The sequence below is a fragment of the Lysinibacillus sp. YS11 genome (assembly GCF_002896375.1).
GTDB classification, from domain to species: Bacteria; Bacillota; Bacilli; order Bacillales_A; family Planococcaceae; genus Lysinibacillus; species Lysinibacillus capsici.
Genome location: NZ_CP026007.1, coordinates 2,983,357 through 3,008,889 on the forward strand (window position 1 = coordinate 2,983,357; position 25,533 = coordinate 3,008,889).

At 37.2% G+C, this 25,533-nt stretch carries 25 protein-coding genes; 6 read left to right on the forward strand and 19 right to left on the reverse strand.

Features of this window, described 5'->3' with window-relative positions; translation table 11 throughout:
- Positions 1–88 precede the first annotated feature (88 nt).
- The 3 genes from LBYS11_RS14815 to LBYS11_RS14825 all read left to right on the forward strand — a co-directional run bounded on the left by LBYS11_RS14815 (position 89) and on the right by LBYS11_RS14825 (position 3,351).
- Positions 89–1,138 carry a TRAP transporter substrate-binding protein gene (locus tag LBYS11_RS14815; RefSeq protein ID WP_048392207.1) on the forward strand — a complete coding sequence of 350 codons (1,050 nt, stop codon included), beginning with the start codon at positions 89–91 and terminating at the stop codon, positions 1,136–1,138.
- Positions 1,139–1,400: 262 nt separating this feature from the next.
- Positions 1,401–2,660, forward strand: coding sequence for a dicarboxylate/amino acid:cation symporter (locus LBYS11_RS14820; RefSeq protein ID WP_048392206.1), 1,260 nt, complete (start codon positions 1,401–1,403; stop codon positions 2,658–2,660).
- 154 nt (positions 2,661–2,814) lie between these two features.
- On the forward strand, positions 2,815–3,351 hold the full coding sequence (locus tag LBYS11_RS14825; protein ID WP_103118450.1) for a tubby C-terminal domain-like protein: 537 nt from the start codon (positions 2,815–2,817) through the stop codon (positions 3,349–3,351).
- A 73-nt stretch (positions 3,352–3,424) separates the two neighbouring features.
- Here LBYS11_RS14825 and LBYS11_RS14830 read toward each other — a convergent pair whose 3' ends face one another.
- Positions 3,425–4,051 carry a hypothetical protein gene (locus LBYS11_RS14830; protein WP_048392204.1) on the reverse strand — a complete coding sequence of 209 codons (627 nt, stop codon included), beginning with the start codon at positions 4,049–4,051 and terminating at the stop codon, positions 3,425–3,427.
- Between the two features lie 261 nt (positions 4,052–4,312).
- Between LBYS11_RS14830 and LBYS11_RS14835 the strand changes: the two genes are divergently transcribed.
- Positions 4,313–4,492 (forward strand): hypothetical protein, encoded by a 180-nt coding sequence (locus LBYS11_RS14835; protein ID WP_054550103.1) that lies wholly within the window; start codon positions 4,313–4,315, stop codon positions 4,490–4,492.
- 65 nt (positions 4,493–4,557) lie between these two features.
- Here the strand turns inward: LBYS11_RS14835 and LBYS11_RS14840 are convergent, their stop codons facing one another.
- From LBYS11_RS14840 to LBYS11_RS14890, 11 genes are all read right to left on the reverse strand, one after another.
- Positions 4,558–5,097 (reverse strand): NADPH-dependent FMN reductase, encoded by a 540-nt coding sequence (locus LBYS11_RS14840; RefSeq protein WP_048392202.1) that lies wholly within the window; start codon positions 5,095–5,097, stop codon positions 4,558–4,560.
- Positions 5,098–5,311: 214 nt separating this feature from the next.
- On the reverse strand, positions 5,312–5,560 hold the full coding sequence (locus tag LBYS11_RS14845; protein WP_048392201.1) for a DUF2164 domain-containing protein: 249 nt from the start codon (positions 5,558–5,560) through the stop codon (positions 5,312–5,314).
- A 112-nt stretch (positions 5,561–5,672) separates the two neighbouring features.
- On the reverse strand, positions 5,673–5,897 hold the full coding sequence (locus LBYS11_RS14850) for a hypothetical protein (protein ID WP_048392200.1): 225 nt from the start codon (positions 5,895–5,897) through the stop codon (positions 5,673–5,675).
- Positions 5,898–5,911: 14 nt separating this feature from the next.
- Positions 5,912–7,033, reverse strand: a complete 1,122-nt coding sequence (locus LBYS11_RS14855) for a Nif3-like dinuclear metal center hexameric protein (protein WP_054550102.1) — start codon at positions 7,031–7,033, stop codon at positions 5,912–5,914.
- Position 7,034: 1 nt separating this feature from the next.
- Positions 7,035–7,727 (reverse strand): tRNA (adenine(22)-N(1))-methyltransferase, encoded by a 693-nt coding sequence (locus LBYS11_RS14860; RefSeq protein WP_048392198.1) that lies wholly within the window; start codon positions 7,725–7,727, stop codon positions 7,035–7,037.
- 162 nt (positions 7,728–7,889) lie between these two features.
- Positions 7,890–8,252, reverse strand: coding sequence for a cytochrome c550 (gene cccA, locus LBYS11_RS14865; RefSeq protein ID WP_016993532.1), 363 nt, complete (start codon positions 8,250–8,252; stop codon positions 7,890–7,892).
- Positions 8,253–8,714: 462 nt separating this feature from the next.
- On the reverse strand, positions 8,715–9,281 hold the full coding sequence (locus LBYS11_RS14870) for a hypothetical protein (RefSeq protein WP_004227167.1): 567 nt from the start codon (positions 9,279–9,281) through the stop codon (positions 8,715–8,717).
- A 246-nt stretch (positions 9,282–9,527) separates the two neighbouring features.
- Positions 9,528–10,655 (reverse strand): RNA polymerase sigma factor RpoD, encoded by a 1,128-nt coding sequence (gene rpoD / locus LBYS11_RS14875; RefSeq protein ID WP_004227165.1) that lies wholly within the window; start codon positions 10,653–10,655, stop codon positions 9,528–9,530.
- A gap of 32 nt (positions 10,656–10,687) precedes the next feature.
- Positions 10,688–12,520, reverse strand: coding sequence for a DNA primase (gene dnaG / locus LBYS11_RS14880; protein ID WP_081011013.1), 1,833 nt, complete (start codon positions 12,518–12,520; stop codon positions 10,688–10,690).
- Positions 12,521–12,726: 206 nt separating this feature from the next.
- A complete protein-coding gene (locus tag LBYS11_RS14885; RefSeq protein WP_004227157.1) occupies positions 12,727–13,539 on the reverse strand; it encodes a pyruvate, water dikinase regulatory protein in 813 nt (270 codons plus the stop codon).
- A gap of 15 nt (positions 13,540–13,554) precedes the next feature.
- Positions 13,555–14,187 carry a transcriptional regulator CcpN gene (locus LBYS11_RS14890; RefSeq protein ID WP_004227151.1) on the reverse strand — a complete coding sequence of 211 codons (633 nt, stop codon included), beginning with the start codon at positions 14,185–14,187 and terminating at the stop codon, positions 13,555–13,557.
- 427 nt (positions 14,188–14,614) lie between these two features.
- Between LBYS11_RS14890 and LBYS11_RS14895 the strand changes: the two genes are divergently transcribed.
- The gene (locus tag LBYS11_RS14895; protein ID WP_004227145.1) at positions 14,615–16,000 is read left to right on the forward strand and encodes a glycine--tRNA ligase; all 1,386 of its coding nucleotides are present in this window, start codon (positions 14,615–14,617) and stop codon (positions 15,998–16,000) included.
- A gap of 44 nt (positions 16,001–16,044) precedes the next feature.
- Here LBYS11_RS14895 and LBYS11_RS14900 read toward each other — a convergent pair whose 3' ends face one another.
- Positions 16,045–17,775 carry an HD-GYP domain-containing protein gene (locus LBYS11_RS14900; protein ID WP_233732089.1) on the reverse strand — a complete coding sequence of 577 codons (1,731 nt, stop codon included), beginning with the start codon at positions 17,773–17,775 and terminating at the stop codon, positions 16,045–16,047.
- A gap of 826 nt (positions 17,776–18,601) precedes the next feature.
- On the opposite strand from LBYS11_RS14900, the gene LBYS11_RS14905 reads away from it, so the two are divergent.
- The gene (locus tag LBYS11_RS14905; RefSeq protein WP_103118451.1) at positions 18,602–20,002 is read left to right on the forward strand and encodes an S-layer homology domain-containing protein; all 1,401 of its coding nucleotides are present in this window, start codon (positions 18,602–18,604) and stop codon (positions 20,000–20,002) included.
- Between the two features lie 24 nt (positions 20,003–20,026).
- Here the strand turns inward: LBYS11_RS14905 and recO are convergent, their stop codons facing one another.
- The 6 genes from recO to LBYS11_RS14935 form a co-directional block, all read right to left on the reverse strand.
- Entirely contained in the window at positions 20,027–20,812 is a 786-nt protein-coding gene (gene recO / locus LBYS11_RS14910) for a DNA repair protein RecO (RefSeq protein ID WP_048392194.1), read from the reverse strand.
- A 218-nt stretch (positions 20,813–21,030) separates the two neighbouring features.
- A complete protein-coding gene (era, locus tag LBYS11_RS14915; protein WP_004227129.1) occupies positions 21,031–21,948 on the reverse strand; it encodes a GTPase Era in 918 nt (305 codons plus the stop codon).
- A complete protein-coding gene (locus LBYS11_RS14920; protein WP_081011012.1) occupies positions 21,935–22,348 on the reverse strand; it encodes a cytidine deaminase in 414 nt (137 codons plus the stop codon). The genes era and LBYS11_RS14920 overlap by 14 nt, the downstream gene beginning before the upstream one ends.
- A gap of 59 nt (positions 22,349–22,407) precedes the next feature.
- Positions 22,408–22,758, reverse strand: a complete 351-nt coding sequence (locus tag LBYS11_RS14925) for a diacylglycerol kinase family protein (RefSeq protein ID WP_048392193.1) — start codon at positions 22,756–22,758, stop codon at positions 22,408–22,410.
- Positions 22,759–23,232, reverse strand: coding sequence for an rRNA maturation RNase YbeY (gene ybeY / locus LBYS11_RS14930; RefSeq protein WP_048392192.1), 474 nt, complete (start codon positions 23,230–23,232; stop codon positions 22,759–22,761).
- Positions 23,233–23,240: 8 nt separating this feature from the next.
- The gene (locus LBYS11_RS14935) at positions 23,241–25,361 is read right to left on the reverse strand and encodes an HD family phosphohydrolase (RefSeq protein WP_004227107.1); all 2,121 of its coding nucleotides are present in this window, start codon (positions 25,359–25,361) and stop codon (positions 23,241–23,243) included.
- Between the last annotated feature and the right edge of the window lie 172 nt (positions 25,362–25,533).

The following is a 25,533-nucleotide window of genomic DNA, read 5'->3' on the forward strand; positions in this document are numbered from 1 at the left end:
GACCGCCTCCCTCCTACTATATTTTAGCTTACTCCATATGTTAGAATAACAAAAACATCAGAAAATACGAATTAATTGGGTGTATACAATGAAAAAATTTATTATTGGTACGATTATAACTGTGCTTGTGTTAATCCTCACTATCAGTGTTCAACAAGGATTACTATTCGCCAAGCCACTTCCCTATGATGATGAGCAAAAGGGTTTAGACACACAGATAACAATTCATTTAAGTCATGTCGTCGCTGAAAATACCCCTAAAGGCCAAGCTGCCAACAAATTTGCTGAGCTAGTAGAAGAAAAAACAAACGGGAAGGTCAAAGTACATGTCTACTCCAACTCCTCTTTATTTAATGATGAAAATGAATTTCAGGCATTGCAAAAGGGAGAAGTGGAAATGATCATCCCTACTTTTTCTAAAATGACAGCTTATGTTCCTAATTGGCAGGTGCTTGATTTACCCTTTCTGTTTAATACAAATGAGGAAGTAAAGGAAGTCCTAACGGGTTCTATTGGTGAACAATTGGTTAATGAGCTAGAGCCGTTCCATATTAAAGGGCTTGGCTTTTGGTACAATGGGTTTAAGCATCTAACCTCTGTTGAGCAGCCTATTCATAACTTTGAAGATTTACAGGGCTTACGAGTGCGTACGATGCCAAGTAAAACATTAGAAAAGCAATTTGAAGTGGTCAAAGCAACACCTATACCTATTTCTTTTAGTGAGGTCTTTTCGGATTTAGAGAAGCATGCAATAGACGCACAAGAAAATACCGCTTCTAATATCTATTCAAAGGGTTTTTACAAAGTACAAAAGCATATGACTATCACTCAGCATGGGATTTTAGGCTATGCTGTGTTAATGAATGAAACCTTTTGGAATTCTCTACCTATCAAAATTCAGCATCAGTTGTTGGATGCTATGAAAGAAACAACCGATTGGCAATTTGAGCAGGCTGAACTTATGAATGAACAAGATATGGACAAGCTGAAACAGCTAGATGATTTTGATGTGTATACAATGAGTCCCCAAGAAAGACAGCGCTTTAAGGAACAACTTGCACCTGTTTATGATTTTTATAGAGCCCATATTCAAAACGATCAAATCTTAGCAGAGATTGAAAAAATCGTTGATCCCTAATACTTTTGTTCATTAATGAAAAATCCTTACAAAACGTAAGGATTTTTCTATTGTATTATAATAGATTCACGAATCTCACAACTACTATAAAACAGCTTAAAACCCTTGATATTACTAGCCTTAATACCCCTTTCTCTCAGAATGAACAAAATGAACAATACAACCATTACGGTCATAAACACTATTGTCGGAAAATTTCAGCTATGATAACCACATGAAAGCGTTCACACAATATTCATAGATGTTGTAGGGGGAGAACTATATGCGGATAAATTTTAAAAACTTAACAGTACAAGTATTGATTGCCATTGTACTAGGGATTATCGTCGGAGCAACATTCCCAGAATTCGGGGCAAAGCTCAAAATCTTGGCGGATATATTTATTAAACTTATTAAAATGTTAATAGCACCAATTATCTTCTTAACAGTCGTAATCGGCATTGGTAGCATGGGGGATGTCAAAAAGGTTGGTAAAATTGGTGGAAAAGCTTTAATTTATTTTGAAATTGTTTCAACTTTTGCCCTTGCAATTGGCTTAATCGTTGTCAATATTGTTCAACCAGGTAAAGGTTTTAATACAGATGCAGCAAGCGGTGCTGATGTTTCACAATATACAGACGCGGCGGCTGCAGAGCATGGTTTAGGAGCATTTATTATGCAAATTATTCCTGAAAATGTAGTTGGTGCTTTAGCAAATGGTGAATTATTACCAGTCTTGTTCTCAGCTGTTTTATTTGGACTAGCTGCGGCGGCGATTGGAGAACCAGCTAAACCTGTTATTAAATTTTTCGAGCAAGTTGCAGATATTTTCTTTAAAATCGTTAACATGGTGATGAAAATTTCTCCTATTGGTGCGTTTGGTGCCATGAGTTATACAATCGGAAATTTTGGACTTAAATCATTAGGAAACTTAGGATTTTTAATGCTATCTGTTTACATTACAATGTTCATTTTTATTGTTGTGATCATTGGATTGATTACCCATTACTTTGGCTTTAGTATTTTTAAATTTATCAAGTACATTAAAGATGAAATCTTTATCGTTATCGGAACATCTTCATCTGAATCTGCATTACCTTCCATGATGCGTAAGCTTGAAAACTATGGTTGTTCAAAGCAAGTGGTTGGGCTGGTGATTCCTACAGGCTATTCATTTAACTTAGATGGAACATCCATTTACTTATCAATGGCTGCTATCTTTATTGCGCAAGCCTATGGTGTGGATTTAGATGTTTGGCATCAAATTACGTTATTAGCCATCTTAATGCTTACTTCTAAAGGGGCAGCTGGTGTAACAGGCTCTGGCTTTATTACACTTGCAGCAACATTAGCAGCCTTCCCGATGATCCCAGTAGAGGGGATTGCCCTTTTAATCGGCGTAGATCGTTTCATGTCAGAAGCACGTGCAGTTACAAATCTAATTGGTAATGGTGTAGCTACAGTGGTCGTGTCAAAAATGGAAAAAGAATTTGATACAGAGCAGGAAAAGCGTGCTCTATCCGGTCATACCCAAATGTCATAAAATGAACAGGCTGCTGAAAGCGGAAATAATTTGCTACTTCAGCAGCCTGTTCTTTTATTTATAAAGAGGCAAGTAGATAAAAAACACCGTAGAGCTAGTTTCTTGAAACCTCATCGACTACCTACTCGTATAAATAATGACTGGAGGTTTCTTTATGACAACTTTTACACTTACCTATCCGAAGGGCTTTAAAAGCTTCACTGATATTCCAATCGTGAATGAACACAACGAAACAGTATGTGTACTTCAAAAAATGGAGCGTACCTCTGCTGGTAAAGTACTGAATGCTGTCTTGCTGGTAGCTGCACAGCAAACATTACCGTACCGTTATGAGACACGAACTACTTTAGGTGCACCACTTTTTCAAGTACAATCTACCCTGTTAACAAAAGGAGTCAGCCATCAAATTGTTATGCCTGATGGCAGCTTGATACCCATTCAACGGAAAACAGTGCAATTATTAGAATCCTCTTATTCATTTACAATGGACGATTTAGAATTTCGTTTTGAAAAGGATTTTACCTCTACTGCTTATTTATATTGCAATGATGAAAAGATTGCGAGTGCAAGCTCTATTGAGACTGAGCTAGTACAGATAGGTATACAGTTTAAGCTTTTCCATGCGGATGATATGCGCTTTGTTGCACTCCTAGCAACTCTTTATCAAGCTCTCTTTGCAATAACTACATAGCTGCTTTAAACATGTCAAAGGCATCGAGCATTAAAATCTCGATGCCTTAATCCTATGTTATTTTTCTACACAGCTAATTTATTTTTTCTCGTTGGGCATTTAATATGTTAATAACATAGGAAGCATTTTGTGATGCTTTTGCTTGTACAATCTTCTTGATGGCTTCTTCCATCCTTAAAGCTAACTCAAGTGCCTCATGCGTAGCGCCCTTTATCGTTGTTTGTATGGTAATGGTTGTTCGATTTTCAATAACTAAATATTCATATACGTCAAAAGCTTCTAAGCCCGCAATTAAATCTTCCATCAAAAGGTTCATATCATCCCCCATTATCTTGTTGTTATCAAGCAAGGAGGTAAACTCCCATCTTTCAAAAACTATGGGATAGTCCTTTAAGGGAGACGTTTTTAAAGCATTTTTTGCTATGGATTCCATATCTTTTTTAATTGACTGGAAATAGTCTTCTCCGCCTACAACTTGGATTACTAATTCCTTTTCTTCCGTCGTTTTAACGTCAATGCCGACATACTTTTCAAGTAGCTTATCCTTCAATCGAGCCAGACTCAACTCTTCATTTGTTATAAGCGATTGAGCCTCTTTATTTGCTTCTGACCTTTTCTCTCCTGCAAATCTATCAAATAGGACCAACATAGATATAATGACTACCAACAGTCCGATGACAAGCCCAAACCGTTTACCCATTGAATCCCTCCTGATAGGAAGGTATGTCCCCTTTTACTACAATATTCGCTTTTCTAGTTTGAAACAGCACATACTTTTCATATTAAAATGCAGTGTCCCTACAGTATCTCCACTTTTCATAATGGAATTTGTATCGCTTATTTTTCCCTATATATTCCGGGACGCGAAATAAATTTGCTTTGTTTTGTCCTTTCTGTGTCATGCTTCTCAAAAAGTAGTACACTTAAGAAGTAGTAATTCTATCATTATGGAGGGTTTTAAATGGCATCAAAAGCAGCGGATATTAAAAATATACTGACATTAAATCTGCTTGTACAAATCTTAGAGGAACGTGGCATTATGACAGATAAAGAACTAAAAGAGCGCCTCACCAATACAGTAAAACTATCTTCGATGGAGAATGATTTAAAGGAAAAAGTCCTTGAAGAAATCAAACATTAATGGATTTTACCTCATCAAAAAACGACCGCTTTCTGAAAGCGGCCGTCTGAATCAAAGCTTTAAGTTTAGGATCGAATTGTTTTCAAAGCAGTTGACCATGGCACAAGCTGATCTAACATTTGATGAACTGAATCTGCTTGCACCTCTTTTGGTTTAAAGACAGAGCCGTTTTCAAAATCAGTAAATAATGATAATGCTGGATGTACTCGAACATCTGCAACTAGCAATTCTCCAAGAATTCCTCGTAGATGCTCTGCTGCACGCGCACCTCCAACAGAACCATAAGAGACGATACCAGCAGCTTTATTGTTCCATTCAACTCGTAAATAATCTAATGCATTTTTTAATGCACCTGTAATGGAGTGATTGTACTCAGCAACAATAAAGACAAAGCCGTCACAAGCTGCTACTTTTTCTGACCATGCAGCTACCCCAGAAGTATCTCCACCTGGTTCCCCTAAAAATGGTAATTTAAATTCAGCGATATCAATTATTTCATATTCCGCATCACGACGTTTTTCCGCAACTTCCTTTACCCAAGCTCCAACTTGTGGGCTTACACGACCTTCTCGCGTACTTCCTAAAATAATACCGATTTTTAACATATGACGCCTCCTCTTATCATCCATTCTTGTGACTCCATCACGGTTTATCGTACGTGTTCGCCACTCGTAACCATTTTGGTCAGAAAAATATCCCTTTATTCATCACCCGTTAATTAGCTCTGAATAGTTAGAATTGAATTATCTCTAATTCAAGATTAAGGTATCATCAACCATTCTTTCCTGTCAAATATTTAATCTAGAGGGATAAAGAGGATTATTTTGTTTTAATGGGCTGCTCCAATGCCTCTAATTCCTCTTCAATAGAGGCGTATTGTCTTTCCACAACATACTTGGCATCTGACAAGGCAGCATTATAAATATAGGGGGCAATATGCTCCTTGATAAAATCTAACATACGTTCAGCTTCAAATTCACTAATGTCTTCATCACGCTGATTATAAAAAAAACGTTGAATATCAGCAAGAATCATTTCCTGCTGATCTTTAGATAAACGAATAAACAAGACAACTCTCTCCACTTCTGTTAATCAATTTTATCTACATCTTATCACTGTTCATAGATTCCTTGCATTCAAAAAGGCTGAAACACTAGTACTGCTAGCGTTCAGCCCCATCTCATTGTTTACATTCAAATGAGTAGCTAGTGGATAAAAAGTTTTTCTCCTTTGCTACAATTGCTTGTCCACCATCATCTTCACATTGCTGTGTCATTGCATCGATTTTCTTATCATTGACCATATTGGTCATCACCGTCATACCAATACCAAAAACAACGATGAATAAACCAATCATGATCCATAGCTTGCCTGCTTTATTACCAGCTGGTCTTTCATTAGCCATATTAGTTCCCTCACTTATACAAATAAAAATGGTTCTGTATGGATCGTTGATTGGATGAATTCAACCAAGTATTTTTTATCCTCACATAGTTCAGCCATTTTTTTTGCTACTCCTGCAATCATTACCTTTTCTACATGATGACCAGGATCTACTATTTGCAGATCAATGGCTTGTGCGTCCTGAGCTGTATGGAAGTACATATCGCCTGTTAAGAAAACATCAGCTCCTGCACGTTTTGCCGCATAGATATATTTATTACCATCTCCACCAACAAGCGCAACCTTGCTGACCTTCGATTGTAAATCACCCACTACACGCACAGCTGGCACATCTAGTTGCTGTTTAACGAATTCAGCAAATTGTTGTAACGTCATGTCCTTTGTTAAGTAACCTACACGCCCTAATCCCATCACATTTGTTTGCTGCTCAAGACGTATCACATCATAGGCAGGCTCCTCATAAGGATGGCTAGTAAGCATGGCCTTTAACACGCGGCCTTTAATGGATTCAGGAAAAACAACTTCTACCTTTACTTCTTCCTCCACATGTAATTCACTAACAGAGCCAACGAACGGATTAGCTCCTGCTAATGCACGGAACCGACCTTCTCCAGTCGTTGTATAACTACATGCTTCATAGTCGCCAATACGACCCGCCCCAGCTTTTGCAAGCGCCTCACGTAATGCTTGTGCATTAGCAGTTGGTATAAAGACTGCCAGCTTCAACAAATTCTCAGCATACGTTTCTTCTAATATTGAACGGTTTTTTAGCTGTAGGGCATCTGCTAATAAATCATTTACCCCACCTTCGGCTACATCTAAATTTGTATGAGCGGCATATACAGCAATATCGTGTTTAATGAGCTTTTCATATAAGCGCCCTGCTGGATGATCTGTGCGGATATTCGCTAGGCGTCTAAAGATTGGTGGATGATGTGCGATAATCAGCTCACAGCCTTTTTCTATTGCCTCATTTGCCACGGCTTCAGTGACATCTAACGTCACCAAAACTTTACTTACAGGTTTGTTGAGGGTCCCTATCGCTAGTCCAATTGGATCATTGTCCATACAAGCTAGTTTTTTGGGTGACCATGCTTCGAACACTTGAATAACTTCTTGGCCATTTACCGTTTTCATCTTACAAAACTCCTTCTACTAAATGTATCAGAGCCGTTAACTCTGCACGCTTTTCTTCAATTTCAGGTGTTTGTTCTGCTCCTTCAATGGATTGTAGTACACGTTGCCAATTGTCTTTTTCACGCAACCATTTTTTCGTAAATGCTGGTGATTTACGCAGGCTTAGCTTAGGTCCAAACAAAATCTCGGCTGTAGAGAGCTCCATTTGCCCTCTTTGTAACACAAGGATTTCATAGATTTTATCATCTTCCTCTAAAATCTCTTCATCAAGAATCGCCCATTGATGTGCTAAAGCCCACTCACGGATAACCTTGGCGTGAATATTCGGTTGTAGGATTAGACGTGTGACACCTTGAAGCTTTTCTGGATGCTTCTCTAGAATGGAAACAATTAATGGTCCACCCATGCCAGCTATTGTCACCGTATCCACATGGTCAGCTTCTTCTATCGCTGCTAAACCGTCTGCAAGGCGTACTGTAATTTTTTCAGTTAAGTTTTCCTTCTGTACTTGTCCTACCGCCGATTCATAAGGTCCTTTTACAACTTCCCCTGCTATGGCATATGAGGCAGTCCCTTTGTGAATTAAATAGCATGGTAGATAGGCATGGTCACTACCAATATCCGCCATGACTGCTCCTGTAGGAACAAATTTCGCTACTGCTTCTAATCGCTTTGAAAGTTTTTGTGCGTTCATTTTTATACCGCCTATCTTCAATAGAGTCCATTAATAGTATGGATGATGTCGTGAAAAAAAACAAATGGAGTTGTCTCACATTTCTATGTGGACAACCCCATCTTCATGCTTTAAATCTAAAAAGTAGCTGTACTATTTCAGTACAGCTACTTGTCAGTTTTACTATTCTAAAGTAGAAATGTATTCAGCGATTGCTTTTGCTTCCTCTTCAGTTTTCATGTTTGGTTGCATTGGAGTACCTTCGATACCCTTTGTTAAAACTTCTACGATATGTGCTTCATCTAAGCCATGTAGATTTGGACCCATACTACCAGTTAAGTCACCACCATGACAACCGATACAAGATTGTACTAGTGCTGAACCATCAGCTTCTGCATCTGTTGTTTCTGTAGTAGTTTCGCCACCACCCTCATGTTCAGCAGCAATTTCTTTCTTGTTATCTGCACCTTGTAAAGACATGAAGAAAATAAGACCAATACCAAATGCCAGAATTAAGATGTAAGGAACGACTGGATTGTTTTTCATAAGTTTCCCCTCCTCATTTTAAGTCTACTTCTATTATAATATAGAATCAGTCAACATCTAATATTGTACTTCATTAACAAAGAAACGAAAAGCCCTATTCGCTAAGTTTTCCTTTGTTTGTAACAAATTCGACATTTCTGTATCTATTGGATAAAATATGTCTTGCCAACATCCAAAATTGGTCAAATTTATCCTTTTATACAATTTCTTTTTCATTATATTTATGCTGTTATCATACCCTTTTCACTCATTGATATACCCAAAATTAAAAAATCTGTACGTTTTTAATTAGCGTACAGATTTTGAATCTTCTGAGGTAAAAACTTTAACATGATACTGACCCTATTATAGATAAATTGTCACAAATTATGGTTTTATATAAACACTAAAGTTCAATTAAGTTTCTAACCTGATTTAGTAGATGGAGTTCCTTGTACATCGATAGAAATACCATTTGCTAAATCAGGATAAATTTATGATATAGTACCCAACTAGTGCTATTAATCCTAAAGCACCTGAGACTGTGAAATATAGAAGTTTCATTTTAATACCTGACAAAAGCCAAATAACACAATTTGCTGCAATCAAGCAAAATAAAACCGTATTATTTCCACTAAAATATGTAGTACAAATTCGGATCGACATACTAAATAACAGGATGGCCGCTAGTACATGAAAAATGGGAGCTAGTAGATGTTTTTTTCGAGCCATTTGCCACGCAGCAATAAATAAGATGCATGCACCTACTCCCACGATTACTGTAAAAATCAATGTTAAAGATTGCATTGTAAAATAGAGTGCCAAAACAGCCATTATGGCGATACATAGACCCACTACCAATAGGATCATTTTTCTTTTTTCTGATGGCAAGACCGCTTGTTTAGGATGTTGCACTGGTTCTAACTCCTCTATGTCAGCCCCCTCCGTATAAAGAGCTGCTAAAAAGTCACAATAGTGCTCAGGTAAAAGTTTATTTTGCTTCCAAAACAAAATTTCATTAAGGATTATTTTTTTGCGAGGATTTGTCATAGTGTTAGCTCCAAACATTGCTTAATAATGGTTGTATTACAATTTTATCTCACACTATTTGAAAACACATCTGTATAAAGTCGCAAATCTAGCATTTCCCTCATTCTAATTATCTATGATTGCATAGCATCGATAGGTGAATAGCAGGGCTAATTTCTTTTTTGTTGACTTTTCAATTCTATAAAAAAGGAGCTATACCAATTAGTCATTTTCTCACTACTTGGATAGCTCCAGCTATTTTAAATTTTATTCTAAGAAGTCTTTTAAACGTTTACTACGAGAAGGATGGCGTAATTTTCTTAGTGCTTTCGCCTCGATTTGACGAATACGTTCACGCGTTACGCCAAAGACTTTCCCAACCTCTTCTAATGTACGTGTGCGACCATCGTCTAACCCAAAACGTAAACGAAGTACGTTTTCCTCACGGTCTGTTAACGTATCTAGTACATCTTCTAATTGTTCTTTTAACAGTTCATAGGCTGCATGGTCGGAAGGAGATTGTGCTTCTGAATCCTCGATAAAGTCTCCTAAATGGGAATCATCTTCTTCTCCAATTGGTGTTTCAAGAGATACTGGTTCTTGTGCAATTTTTAAAATTTCACGTACTTTTTCAGGTGTTAAATCCATTTCTTCTCCAATTTCCTCTGGAGAAGGCTCACGACCTAAATCTTGTAAAAGTTGACGTTGTACACGTATTAATTTATTAATGGTTTCGACCATATGAACAGGAATACGAATCGTACGCGCTTGGTCAGCGATTGCGCGTGTAATCGCCTGACGAATCCACCATGTAGCGTAAGTCGAGAACTTAAATCCTTTACGATAATCAAATTTTTCAACAGCCTTAATAAGACCCATATTTCCTTCTTGAATTAAATCAAGGAATAGCATTCCACGACCAACATAGCGTTTTGCAATCGATACAACTAGACGTAAGTTCGCTTCCGCAAGGCGTTTACGCGCTTCCTCGTCCCCTTGCTCAATACGTTCAGCAAGTGCAATTTCTTGCTCAGCAGATAATAAATCTACTCGGCCGATTTCTTTTAAATACATACGTACAGGGTCATTGATTTTAACACCTGGTGGCACACTCAAATCATTTAAGTCGAAAGTTTCTTCGTTCGCTTCTTCTTTCATTAGACTTTCTTCTTCAAATTCTTCTTTTCCAATGATTTGAATATCTTTATGCTTTTCAAGATCCTCAGCAAAATGGAAAATTTCTTCGTTTTCCAATTCATAAGGTGTTAGTTTCTCTGAAATTTCTTTCATTGAAATTTCACCCTCTGTTTTTGCTTTTTCTTGTAGGAATTTTTTTGCATCATCTAATGTAATTTCTACTTCTATCTCTTTTGAACGTTCTGACTTGTCCGCCATAAACCTTCCTCCTTCTAAACAACCGAATCGGGTTAAATCGCCGATAACGATTTTCTTAAATGAATAATCTGTTGGGCGATTTCAAGTGCACGTGCATACTCATGCATCTTCTCCGCTTCCTTTGACTCATGCATCTTTTGATAAATTTCTTGCTCAATTCTATATTTTTGAAGCTGACGGATAGAGTCCATAACCTCTGCCTCTGCTTGATCTGGATCTCGCTCAACTAAAGCCGCTTCCATGACAATTTTTCGTAATTCAGCGTCATCCAAAATTTCCACAAAACGTTGATAATCAGGATGACCATACTCCTCATAAAATCCAACTAAGCGAACAAAAACTGCCATATAGGCATCTCGTACAAATGGCTCTTTTTGCTCACTACGTAATACCCTGTCCACTACATCTATATTATGAAGCATATGAGCCAGTAATAAACGTTCGGCACGTTCGGCTGCGTCCATAGGCTTTTGTTGTTGCGTGACTGGCATTGAAGGTATCTGTGTAGGCATTTCTACTTTAGCAGAACGTACCTGATTAGCCTCCAGTTTTCGGAATTGGGCATAAATGGCTTCTTCCGAGATGTTTGTTTCATTTGATAGCTGTCGTATATACAAATCTCGTTCAACTGGTGAAGATCTTCCCACTAGCTGCTCAAGAACTTCTTGAATATATTGAAGCGTATCATTTTCAAATTGAAAGTTCTTATTGCGTCTAGCATGCATCATCATAAAAGCAATATACGCATGAGGTTTTTCCAAAATTTGTTCCTTAAATGCTTGTCCACCTAAAGTGTGAATGTATTCATCAGGATCTAATTTTTCTGGCAACACGGCAATATCAACTTTCATTCGCTCTGTATGCAGTAGCTGCGCCGCTCGTTTCGCTGCATCAAATCCAGCATTATCACCATCATAGCAAATCGTAATTTGCTCTACTAAGCGCTTTAGCTTTGTGATATGCTGATTTGTTAACGAAGTACCCATTGTCGCAACAACATTCATGACACCTACAGAGTTGGCTGCTAAAACGTCCATAAATCCTTCCATCAATACTACTTGACGATTTTTTCTGATAGAAGTTCGTGCTTTATCTAGGTTATACAGCACTTCACTTTTTTGGAAAATTGGTGATTCTGGACTATTTAAATATTTTGCTTCCTCACCATTGGATGAAAGGATACGTCCTGAGAAGGCAATAATTTTACCATTCTCATCTCGAATAGGAAACATGATACGTCCTCTAAAACGATCAAAATAACGCTCTTCTCCCTCTCTTTTGATGATTAAGCCACTTTCGGCAATTTCTTGTAAGTTATAACCTTTTCTTTCAAGCAATATTGTTAATGCATCAAAGCTTGGGAGAGACCAACCAATGTTATTAGATTCGATAAGTTCCCTTGTAAATCCTCTTTCTAGCAAATAATTTAAAGGTTCTTCACCATCTTCTGTATTCAACAGTAAATGATGAAAAAAATCTGCTGCAAAAGCGTGTGCTTCTTTCATCCTTTCTTCCGCTTTAGATATCTTTTTCGTTCCTCCAGGGAAACTTGGCTCAACATCTAAGTGTATGCCAACACGTTCCCCAAGTTTCACAACTGCATCAGGAAAAGAAATGCCTTCAATATCCATTACAAAAGTAATGGCATTGCCCCCTGCACCACAACCAAAGCAATGAAAAATTTGCTTGTCTGTAGATACAGAAAAAGACGGTGTTTGCTCTCCATGAAATGGACAGAGACCAAACCAATTTCGCCCACGCTTAGTAAGCTGCATGTATTCACTAATAACATCAACGATATCTGATTGTGTGCGAATCTGCTCAATTACTTCTTCTGGAATCTTCCCTGCCAAATCCATCACCATCTTTAATATTTGCGTTCTAGAAACACAATTCGCTATTCGTTTTAAAATTCCTTTATTTCTCGACAAAAAATTAGGATTTTTCTCTTATAAATATTTTTACCACAATTTTATTATTATAAAACAAAAATTAGTTTTTATCTATACCATTTTCAAAATCCACTCAAAAAAACCGCCTCTGCTAACCGAGGTGGTTTAAAATTCTATCCTTATTTACAGGTCAAAATATGTTCGATAATCGTATTTGCTGTCTCTTCAACAGCTTTATTTGTCACATCGATAACTTGACAACCTATTCTACCGACAATTTTTTCAAAATGCTGAATCTCATCAAGAATTCTTTCATGCTGTGCATAGATAGCATCATCATTCAAGCCGAGAGACATTAATCTTTCTTTCCGAATTGAGTTTAACTTCTCAGGGGAAATAATCAATCCAAAGCATTTTTTAGGGTCTATCTGTAATAGCTCTTCTGGTGGTTCTACCTCTGGCACTAAAGGTACATTCGCCACTTTATATTTTTTATGGGCTAAATATTGTGATAGTGGTGTTTTAGAAGTTCGTGATACACCAACTAGTACAATATCAGCCTGTAATAATCCTCTTGGATCTCTACCATCATCATATTTTACCGCAAATTCAATCGCTTCAATTTTTTTGAAATAATCATCATCCAGCAGATGAACAATACCAGGCGTTTCTAATGGATTTTCTTCCATAAAAGCTGCCATTGATTGTAAGGCTGGCCCTAAGATATCCACAGCCTGAATTTTTTCTTGTTCACATAAATCATGTAATAATTTACGCATTTCTTGGCGAACAAGTGTATAAACAATAAACGCTCGCTGTTGCGAAGCAAGAAAAACAATTTTACGGATAAGCTCCTCTGATTGAATATGTGGAAATCGACGAATCACAGTATTTTCAAGACCCGGTCGGAACTGGCTAATAACCGCTTTTGCAACTTGATCACCAGTTTCACCGACAGAATCAGATACAACAAATACGCGTAGTCTTTTCATGCAGCTCTCCTTCATTTAGACATTTTGTGCAAGAGATAAGAAAGCCCGTGTAATCGTTGTTTTTGTAAGACGACCAACAATCGTTAAACCACCCTCTTGCGGTTCAACTACTGGTAGTGAATCAACCTCACGTTCAATAAGTTTGTTCGCTGCAACAATTAAAGAATCTGATCTTTCACAGTACGAAATATTTGGCATACGCGTCATAATAATATGTACTGGAATTTTATTTAAATCCTGCGTGCCAATACTTGTACGCAGTAAATCTTTGCGAGATAGTACGCCTGTCAAAAACTCATTCTTATCTACGACAAAGAGTGTACCAACATCTTCTGAAAACATAAAGCAAATTGCATCATAAACCGTCATTGTTTCAGGGACAACTACTGGCCCTGAATGAAAATCCTTCACTTTTAAATTGTGAATACTATCTATTAATGTAACAGATGCCTTCTTACCTGAATAAAAATAACCAACCCTTGGTCTTGCATCCAGAAATCCTGCCATTGTTAGGATTGCTAAATCCGGTCTTAGAGTTGCTCTTGTCAGATTGAGACGTTCGGCAATATGTTCCCCCGTAATAGGGCCATTTTCTTTCACAATTTGTAATATGTCTTCCTGACGTTTATTGAGTTCGATTGGACTCACCGCCTCAAATCTAATAGTGTTATACTTATGCTCAATTATTATATACTATTTTAATAATTATTGCGAATTAAAGAACTACATGCTACAATATTGACACATACGCTTGCTCTATCAGTATTTTCGAGCAAATTGCGTTATACAGGCGATGATGGGAAAAAAGTATCTGTTCCATTCTATAGCGAGTAGAAGATGGTGAAAGTCTACACAGCAACAGAGAAAAGGCACTCCCTGAGCTAACTTTTTGAAAAGAGGTTTTAAACTACTCGTTTAAAACAATCAGGGTGGAACCGCGGGTATTAGCACTCGTCCCTGGGCATACAATGTGCCCGGAGACGGGTGCTATTTTCATTTAGTTGCAACTGAATGAAAAAACTATGGCGTTTTTACCGCTAAAACAACGTATTAAAAATTTAAAGGAGGCTATTTTATGGCTAACAAATCAATGGAAACCATCGTATCTTTAGCGAAGCATCGAGGCTTTGTCTTCCCTGGTTCTGAAATCTACGGAGGTTTAGCAAACACATGGGATTATGGTCCACTAGGTGTCGAATTAAAAAATAATATTAAAAAAGCATGGTGGCAAAAGTTTGTTCAGGAATCTGAATACAATGTAGGTATTGATGCTGCTATTTTGATGAACCCAAAAGCTTGGGTTGCTTCTGGTCACGTAGGAAACTTCAATGACCCAATGATCGACTGTAAATCATGTAAGGCCCGCCACCGTGCAGATAAAATTATCGAAGACGCTGCATTAGCGAAAGGCGATGAAATCATTGTTGATGGTATGACATTCGACCAAATGAAAGAAACAATGATTAAATATGACGTAGTATGCCCTGATTGCGGAAAGGCAGATTTCACAGATATTCGCCAATTCAACCTCATGTTTAAAACATTCCAAGGTGTAACGGAATCCTCTACAAATGAAATTTATTTACGCCCAGAAACGGCACAAGGTATTTTCGTGAACTTTAAAAACGTTCAACGTTCTATGCGTAAACGTACACCATTTGGTATCGCACAAATCGGTAAATCTTTCCGTAACGAAATTACACCGGGTAACTTCACATTCCGTACACGTGAATTCGAACAAATGGAGCTTGAATTCTTCTGTAAACCTGGTGAAGACCTTGAATGGCATGCATATTGGAAAGAATTCTGTAAAAATTGGTTACTAAACCTAGGCATGAAAGAAGATTCGATGCGCCTTCGTGACCATGAGGATGATGAGCTATCTCACTACTCTAACGCTACAACAGATATCGAATTCAAATTCCCATTTGGCTGGGGAGAGCTTTGGGGTGTAGCAGATCGTACAGATTACGACTTAAAACAACATATGGAGCACTCTGGTGAAGATTTCACTTACATTGATCCTGTATCAAATGAACGTTATGTTCCTTATTGTATTGAACCATCATTAGGCGCTGATCGTGTAACATTAGCTTTCCTGTGTGATGCCTATGATGAAGAGGAACTAGAAGGTGATGATAAACGTACGGTTTTACGTTTCCACCCTGCTCTGGCTCCATTTAAAGCTGCTGTGCTACCACTTTCTAAAAAATTATCTGATGAAGCTACAGATGTTTGGGCTGAACTGCGTAAAGCCTTCCCTGTTGATTTTGATGAATCACAATCAATTGGTAAACGTTACCGTCGTCAAGATGAAATTGGTACACCATTCTGTATCACATATGATTTTGATTCAAAAGAGGATGGCCAAGTAACAGTACGTCATCGTGACTCTATGACACAAGTTCGTATGCCTATTGCTGAAGTAAAAGCATATATTGAAAAACACCTACAATTCTAATCACTTAAAAAAGAGGGGGTAGCCAGCAGGCAACTCCCTCTTTCTTATGCTTTAAATGTTGAAAATAAGCGCTCTTGCATTTTTTCCTCGAATGAAAACTTTTTCATGCTCAAACCTATTAAGCTCACTAATAGCTCCTCAATATCCGCTAGTGAGTAATAAAGGAATGTACCTTCTCGCATTGGACGAACCCGTTTGTCAAAAGTTAGTTCATCTTCAATAAAGTAAGCGACATTAACATCACAATGTTCCATCAATTGTGTAATACGTTGATCATCACCTGGGTTTATAAAGAATGGCACAATTTTATCAATATACAAAATACTTTGAACAAGCTTAATGAAGAAATTTTCACGCAACGATGTCTCCACAACTAATATGGTCGTTTGCTCATGTTGATAATCCATATATAAAACGTTTAATTGCTCCTCTAGTAGCGTTTTTAAAATACCAATAGAATTGCGATACTTTGTCATATCCGTTTGGATTTCCCTTGTTAGTAAACGTAAAATACGAAAGGCTGGCAGAAAAATTTTTAAGACAATTTCTTTAGGATGTAAATGGTCAATTAATTTATTAAAATGAATTCTCAGATTATTTTCGTCACAGCGGATTAATTGCTCTACAAATAAGTTGAAAATCTCTTCAAAGCTATTCGCTCGATAGTCGATCATTTTCGTAATTCTCACACTATAGTTCAAAGGAAGATTCATTGATTTTTGCTCATCTAACAATCTTACTTTTGGTAATGTTGGAAATAAATCATAAACAAGTTCTACTTGTGCACTGCGATTATCGGATAACATAACAACAGAGTTTACTGGATAAATCCCTAAACATTCTACAAATTTATGCATAAAGCTCTCATTATATAAATGTCGATCTCTGTATAAGACAGCTAAAGCATCTGTAGCACCATAGCCAACATGATAGACTCTCTTGGATGTCATCGCTGAATATACATCAACAATTTGTAATAATTGTACACCCTCACTCATATCATCCGCACAAAGTTGATTTGGATAGCCCTTTCCCGCAAAGCGTTCATGATGATCTCGTGCCAAATAGGCAATGTCTTCCTCGTTATGTTCCATGAGTAGCTCGTAGCCTTTTGTTGTGTGCGTCTTTACAATATCGAACTCATCTTCAGAGAGTTTACGTTTCAGATTTAATATTTCTTGGGGTATAAAAACCTTCCCGATATCATGGAACAGGTAGCCCCTAGCTAATGTTTCAATATCTGTTAAACCTAGGTATCTAGCAAAAATTGTACCTAATACAAACACATCAAATGAATGGACAAATGAATACTCGTCCCATTCCTTTAAACGCATAAGTAGCTCATAGCGATGTTTTTTTTCCAAAATCTTTTCAAAAACACCTCTTACATAAGCCGTATCCTGTATGCTTTTAAGAATTTGTCCATAGCGTAATTCGTGCACGACATTCTCCAACGTTGTCATAAAAAGCTGACTAACTGTCTCTTTATAATCATCCACAGGATCTCTTTTTTCAATTAATGGGGCAAATAGATCTTCATATTCTCTTGTTCGTTGAGCACTTAAATCATGTACAACTCGAACTGAATTAGATGGCAAATAGACAGATAATTCATCTACTTTACGAAGTTTAAGTAAGGCAATAATTCGCTCCGTTAAAACTAAATCCTTTTTAGCCAATAAACGATACTCTGAAAAAATATCTTCTGCTAATATATCATTTGCTTCAACTTCATGAATACTTAAGGTTACTTTTCGTAGCATATATTTTGCCACATACGCAATGTACTAAGCACTATGTGACTCCCTCCTTCTTCCATAGGACTGCGCTATTCTGATAAACGTATAACAATACGTTTTGCTGATAGAGGCTTTTATATTTCATAGGCATGTCTAAAGTGATCTAGCGTACATCAGTTTCGATGGAGATTAAACGACTTAATTATATTTAAAAAATATAATTACCATTATCTATACCATTTACAATATCATAGGTTAAAATGCCTTTTCAACTAGTATATGGGTCTCGAATGAACAGTTTCTACCACTTATATAATGAAAACTAAACAAAAATACAAATCTTTTTACCTATTAAAATACTTATAAATATATAGATAAATAAAAATATAGATAAATAAGACTTCATATTATTCATTTAAAGACAGAAAAATAACAAATAAAATTAAATTTACGCAAAAATTTTATTTTGTAAAAATTGAAATTTATTCATTAAAAAGAAAGGTAATCTAGTTGCATCCTCCTATAAAATCAAAGGTATTTCTTTTTATTTAAAAGATAAAATGAAGCGAGTTCTGCGCTATGCAAGTTAATTAGTTTTAGCTCCCCCTTTTTACATAAGGTATAATCGATTACCGAACAGTCATGATATGGATGAAATTCCCTCTATGCGTTGTTCCATCTTTTTGGTATAAATAAGTTATTATAGTTAGTATTAGCTGTTAAATAATGAATAATTGACAGGCTAAAGACACATCACCTTTTAACATTCATTCGTCCGGAAGTTTGAACTGATACATAGGAAGGTCTGACCAGAAATATATATACTATAAAATTTTCTATTGTACTTTTTGGAGGAATTTAATTGCAGTCTCAACGTTTATTTCAACTAGCTATGGCTTCTGCTTTAGCAACAAGTGCGATTATTATCGCACCACCCGCACACGCAGCATCATTTTTTCCTGATATCAACCCAACCAATGAAGAAGGTAAGGCTATTATTCAATTAGCAGAGCGTGGCATTATTTCAGGCTATATGGATGGGACATTTAAACCCGCTAATCCTATTACACGTACACAGGCTGCGAAGATTTTAGCAGGTATTTTAAAGTTAGATACAGTTCACGTAAAAAATCCCCAATTCAAAGACATCAAACCTGGCGATGAAAACTACGGAGCCATTGCAGCATTAGCAAATGCTGGCATTATTAATGGTGCAAATGGTTATTTCTACCCTACTCAAAATATAACTCGCGAGCAAATGTCTAAAATGATTGCGAAAGGCTTTGGATTAATAAGTACGAGTAACACGCAATTACCATTTACAGACGTTAAAAAGGGGAATGAATTTGAGCCTCATATTAGAGCATTGTTTGCAAATGGGATTACCAAAGGAACATCTGCAACGACTTTCGGCCCAAAAAGCAATGTAAAGCGCTCTCAGCTGGCTGCTTTTGTTGTACGAGCTGAAAAGTTGCTAGGCAATGCAACCGTCTATGCAAGTCAATTTAAACAGGACTATATTTTTGCTTCTTATGGTGGTCTTGAGCCAGCAGAGGATATTTTCACATGGAATGAAGAGGAAGATATGACAGAGTCTATCACGATTACCCCTATAAAAGAAGGTACGGGTAAATTAGTGATTACTGGATTGACTGATGATTCAGAGGACTTTATTGACATTTTTTATTTAGTACATGTCAAAAATGTAAATGGTAAGCTGAAGGTAACACTTGAAGAAGTAAAAGAAGATGATTATATCGAAAATTTACCACTCGATTTGTCTGAGAGCAAATTACCATTCATACCAACAGAGGTGACGGTTCAAAACGCGAATGGACAGCCACTCGCTTCAAATTTCTATAACTTTAATCAACAAGATCAAACACTTTCCATCTCGCAAAATGGACAATACATTGTTACATTTTCAGATGGGACGCAACAACAAAAGATGGCCGCAGATGTGTATTCCTATGATTTTGTTCGCAGCATTGATTTATATCATTTGACAGATGAATTAATACTGACAGCGCAAGAATTACCTTTCGAACCAACACATGTAGCACTCGAAAGCTTTGGTTTTGAACCAGTGCCTGTAAAAGCGACAATTCTTGACGGGCAACTACATATTACGCCAAAAGCTGAAGGTCTAGCGATTCTCCATTTAACAGGTAAAAACAATGAAACAGCATACCTTTATATTGAAAGTAAAAAAATTGCTGGACACTGGGCCTTTTTAGTGACAGAGGATGAGGATGAATTTTAAATAACGTGAAATGCCAGATGAACATTATGATTCATCTGGCATTTTGTCTTTCGAGCGTATTTGCAGTTCAGGGGTACGTTCTAGTTGCTCTATAAATTTTCTCGTCTTAAACCGAATACCGGTTTGTTCTTCATAGATGGTTGTTATAATTTTTTTAATGAAATATTTTGTTTCTTTTTTTAGTTCTATTTTTCCAATTTGGTCGATAGGAACAGTGTAGAACATCCTGATAAGTTTCAGCTGTGTTGGCGTTAAGCGAATGATATAGGGGTCATGCTGATAACAGCGATGGCATAAGAATCCTCCTTGAGCAAAGGAAAAAGCGAATTCCCCATCTACTGCGCCACACGCAGCACAGGCATGTAAAATAGGTTGTACACCTGTATAGGGCAACATTTTCCATTCAACAAATAGCGTAATAGCTTCAGGATCATAGCCATCCTCAATTGCTTGTAGTGCATGTAGTAAAACATCGAACGCAAATGGCTCTGGCTTTCCTTCTTCCACAACTCGCTCCACTAATTCCATAATATAGCTAGCATAAGCAGTAGCCATAATATCCTCACGAATATGTCGCATTGAATTTAAATGTTCTCCCTGTTGCAAAGTTCCCATGCCTGTATGATGTTGTACCATAAACATCCCGTAGGTAAAGGGTTGCGTGATGGAAGCCAATCTACTAGAAGGTTTTTTTGCCCCTCTAGCCATCGTAGCCACTTTACCAGCTTCCCGAGTTAGCAAAATAACAATCTTATTAGATTCCCCATAAGCGCGAACCTTTAATACAATCCCCTCCCATTTATGAAGCATAATCCCCCTCCTTTCTTAAAAGAACTATCCATGCAAAGAGAGCTGCCCAAAATAATTTTGGACAGCTCAAAAATAAAAATGATCAAATACTTCTAGATCCTTTTGTGCCTACAAGAAGAAGTTAACCTAAAACCGTCACGTCAAAATTTGGCGTCTATTCCTGATTCAACGGGCAATGTTCGCGAACGTTACAATTCATTAGCTAAGCCAGAAAAAACTTAATATTCATCGTCACGGAATCCAAAATCACGTAAATGTGTAGCTTTATTACGCCAATCTTTTTGCACCTTTACCCATAGCTCTAAATAAACTTTAGACCCTAGAAGCATTTCGATATCCTTTCGCGCACGTGTCCCTACTTCTTTTAGCAAGGCTCCACGTTTTCCAATAACTATCCCTTTTTGAGAATCACGCTCCACAATAATTGTAGCCGCTACATGAATTTTATCCTCATTTTCTTCATCACGACGAATTTTATCAATTACCACTGCGATAGAATGGGGAATTTCTTCACGCGTTAAATGTAGGACTTTTTCACGAATAAGTTCAGATATGATAAATCGTTCAGGATGATCTGTCACTTGATCGGCTGGGTAATACTGAGGTCCTTCTGGTAAATACTTCGCCAATGTCACTAATAAATTTTCAACATTATTGCCTTGTAGCGCAGAAATCGGTACAATCTCCGCAAAGTCATAGCGCTCTTTATAGCTCTCAATAATTCCCATTAGTTCATCTGGATGAATGGCATCAATTTTATTGATGACCAAAAAGACAGGTGTTGGGTTTCCTGCTAGCATTTCTAGAATAAATTCATCACCTTTACCGAGTTTTTGCTCAGCATTAACCATAAACATAATAACGTCTACTTCACGCAATGTGTTTTTAGAAACCTTCAGCATGAAATCGCCTAGTTTATGTTTTGGCTTGTGAATACCTGGTGTATCAATAAAAATCATTTGGCTATCATCTGTTGTTAGTACGCCTTGTACTTTATTTCGTGTTGTTTGTGGCTTATCACTCATGATCGCAATTTTTTGGCCAATGACACGATTTAAAAATGTCGATTTGCCAACGTTTGGACGACCAATGATGGAGATAAAGCCTGATTTATAGCCATTTTTAGTTTCCTGCATTCTCTAAATCCTCCGTCGTAAATGCAAACGGTAGTAATTCGCCCACTGACGTTACCGTCACATCACCTTTTAAGTTCGTTAAATAAACAGGCATAGTTGGAGCACAAAACTCCATCATGACCTGGCGACATGCTCCACATGGGGCGCATGGTCCGTCCGTATCAGCTACAATGGCAATGGCCTCGAATTCGTAAATCCCCTCCGATACTGCCTTAAAAAACGCTGTACGTTCAGCACAATTTGTCATACTATAGCCTGCATTTTCAATATTACAACCGTGAATAACCTCTCCATCTTTTGTTAGTAGAGCTGCCCCTACTTTAAATTTTGAATAAGGAACATAGGCTTTTTCACGTGCCTTTTTTGATTCTTCTAATAATGCATGCATATCCATTGTCATCTATACTAATTCTCCCTCACATTTATGGTTTATTTTCAATTAGAAGACACTCATTTCCATTAAAACCATTTTGGCAGAAAGATGAGTAATCCGATTATAGCACTGAATAGCGCAAATACAAGCACTGCACCTGCTGCAATATCTTTTGCTTGCTTAGCAAGAGGATGTATCTCCGGGGAAGCTAAATCGACTACCCGTTCGATAGCTGTATTCATCATTTCCAGTGCAAACATTAGTGCTATTAATAGTAGCACAATATACCACTCCATACGAGATAAACCTGTCAAATAACTAGCCAGTATAACAATGATTGCACTTACTATATGTGATTTCAAATTTTGTTCTTTACTTGCAGTTATGATGCCTTCAAAAGCATAGCCAAAAGATCGCAAGTATTTTCGCAAATTCATCTAATCTCGACCTAAGCCAAAAGTTTGGAGAATCTCATCTTGCTTTGCAAACATCACTTTCTCTTCTTCTGGCTCCATATGGTCATAACCAAGTAAATGTAAAAAACCATGTACAGCTAAAAAGCCTAATTCTCGCTCAAAGGAATGATTATATTCCTCTGCCTGCTCTTTTGCACGATCAGTCGAAATAATGATATCACCTAATACACGTGGCATACCTTCAAAAGTAACTTCCATTTCCCCTTCCCCTAGCTCCTCTAGTGCAAAGGAAATAACATCTGTGGGCTGATCTTTGCCACGATATTCACGATTAATATCTTGAATTGCCTTGTTCGTAACAAACGTCACCGAAACCTCTGTTTCTGGCTCAATATTTTCTACACTTGCAGCATGCTGTAATAGCTTTTCAACAAGTTCGATATGCTGTGCTCCCACTTCATTTGTTTCATCCGTAAAATCAATTGTTAAAATCATAGATCCTCCTACTTATCTGCCTTTGGATATTCAATACGTGAATGGAATATCCCATTCAACGTTTCACAAAGTACTCTCTCTATACATTTTAACTCTTTTATTGAAATATCGCATTCATCAAACTGATTATCTTGGACGCGATCATCGATAATCGCTCGTACTAGCTTCTGAATTTTCTCTGCATTTGGCTCTTTCATAGAACGTACTGCTGCCTCGACACTATCCGCAACACTTATAACAGCTGCTTCTTTTGTTTGTGGTTTGGGCCCTGGGTATCGGAACTTTGCCTCATCAATATTTTTTCCTTCTTCCTTTGCTTTAAACAAGAAGAATTTTAACAAACTTGTGCCATGATGCTGTAAAGCGATATCAATAATCTCTTGAGGCATTTTATAACGTTTTAACATATTGGCACCATCTGTCGTATGGGCGATAATAATCTCTGCACTTGTTTCAGGTGGTAAAGAATCATGCGGATTGATGCCCGACATCTGATTTTCGATGAAAAAGGAAGGTCGTTTGGTTTTACCAATATCATGATAATAACAACCTACACGTGCTAATAAACCGTCGGCACCAATCTCTTCACACGCAGCTTCCGCTAAGTTCGCTACCATCACACTATGATGATATGTCCCTGGAGTTTCCATTAATAATTTTTTTAATAATGGATGGTTGGGATTGGATAGCTCAATTAAGCGTAAAGACGAAAGCAAGCTAAACGCCGATTCAAAGAATGGTAAAAGTCCCATCGTTAATGCCCCTGAAAGCAAGGCTGATAACATCGCCGCTATTAAGTAAAATGCTAATTCTGGTAAGCCATAGGATGATTGTGTCATTAACAAATAAAACGCAATAAATGCCATATTTACAAGGGAAATCACACCAACCGCATGTAAAATATGTGAGCGTTTTTCCACACTACGCAAAAAGAATAGGCTTGCAAACCCTCCGAATATGATATACAGCGTAATTTCCATTTGCATAACTGAAGAATAGCCTTCTTGAAAAATTACCCCTGCTGAAGCAGCCGTCATAACTGTAATTAATACGGCTGCTCGCTCATCTGCTAGCAATCGTACAAGCATCGTTGCTAGTGCTGTCGGGAATAAAAAGGCAATCGTCACATCAAAGCCACTAGAAACTAAGCTAATAAATTTCATTAGCAAAATAGACAAGCTATAAACAATCACTGTCACTAACAGTGCATTACGTTTTTTTCGTTCGTTCGTCTCCCAACGCTCAAATAAAATATACATAAACATCATTTGCAGTAGCGTTAAAATAATAAGCCCTGCTATCGGCTTAAAGGAGGCTTTATTACTAACCATCCCTAATAGCTCTAATTGTCTAAAAGCCTCATTGTCAATAATTTGGCCTTCTTGAACAATAATCTGACCTTGTAAAATTCGTGTCGGCTCTACACTTTCTTTGGCCTGCTGTTTTCGAATCTTTGTTTGTTCTTCGTTAATTGTTTCATTTTCAATAATGCTTGTACGTCCTATTAACACGACTGTATTGAATATTTTATCAGGATATCCTCGTTGTCCACGAATCTTTGTTTCAAAATCATTTTGTGCAACAAAGACGTTCTCTGGTCGGATGGATTTTTGTAAATATTCCTCTACAAATTTAGATAATTGCGTACTTGTTCTAGTTAAATCATCTTCACTTTGTACTAATAGACCTTCTAGCTGAGAATCTGTAAAAATTAACGGCATCTGGTCTTCGTCAATGGATTCAAATTTTTTTCGAAGCTGTGTAACCTGGTCTGCAATAGGAATAGGTTCCTTACTATTTGCAACATCTTTTTTCACTTCCAAAACATAATCAAATAATGATGTTACAATCGCTGCTCTTTGCTTGGCGACATCCTCCGAAAATTGATAGACTGAATCCACTGCATTGGCAGCTTTTTCTCGCTCTAGCTGTGTTTTATAAGTGTCTTCAATCGTTTTAGTAGATCGTACGGTTTCAGGCGCAAGCTGTAATGGTTTGAAATCATATGTAACTCCTTTAACATTGCCATACATGAACCCAAATTGTAGGCCACCTGTTAAAATGAGAATGATGATAAGAAAGTAGCGAAAACCGATAAGCTCTGTAAATTTTCGAAGTTGTTTCTCCATCTGGCACCTCCTCTATCTACCTACTATCATACCAATTCAACATACATTTTTCTCGAAAAATGTATAAGAAAGCAAAAAACAGCTATGCATCTTCGCATAGCTGTCACATTTTTTTCCATATTTTGATTAAATTCGTGGTTTAGGTTTTAACTATATGGATGTTTTAAACCTC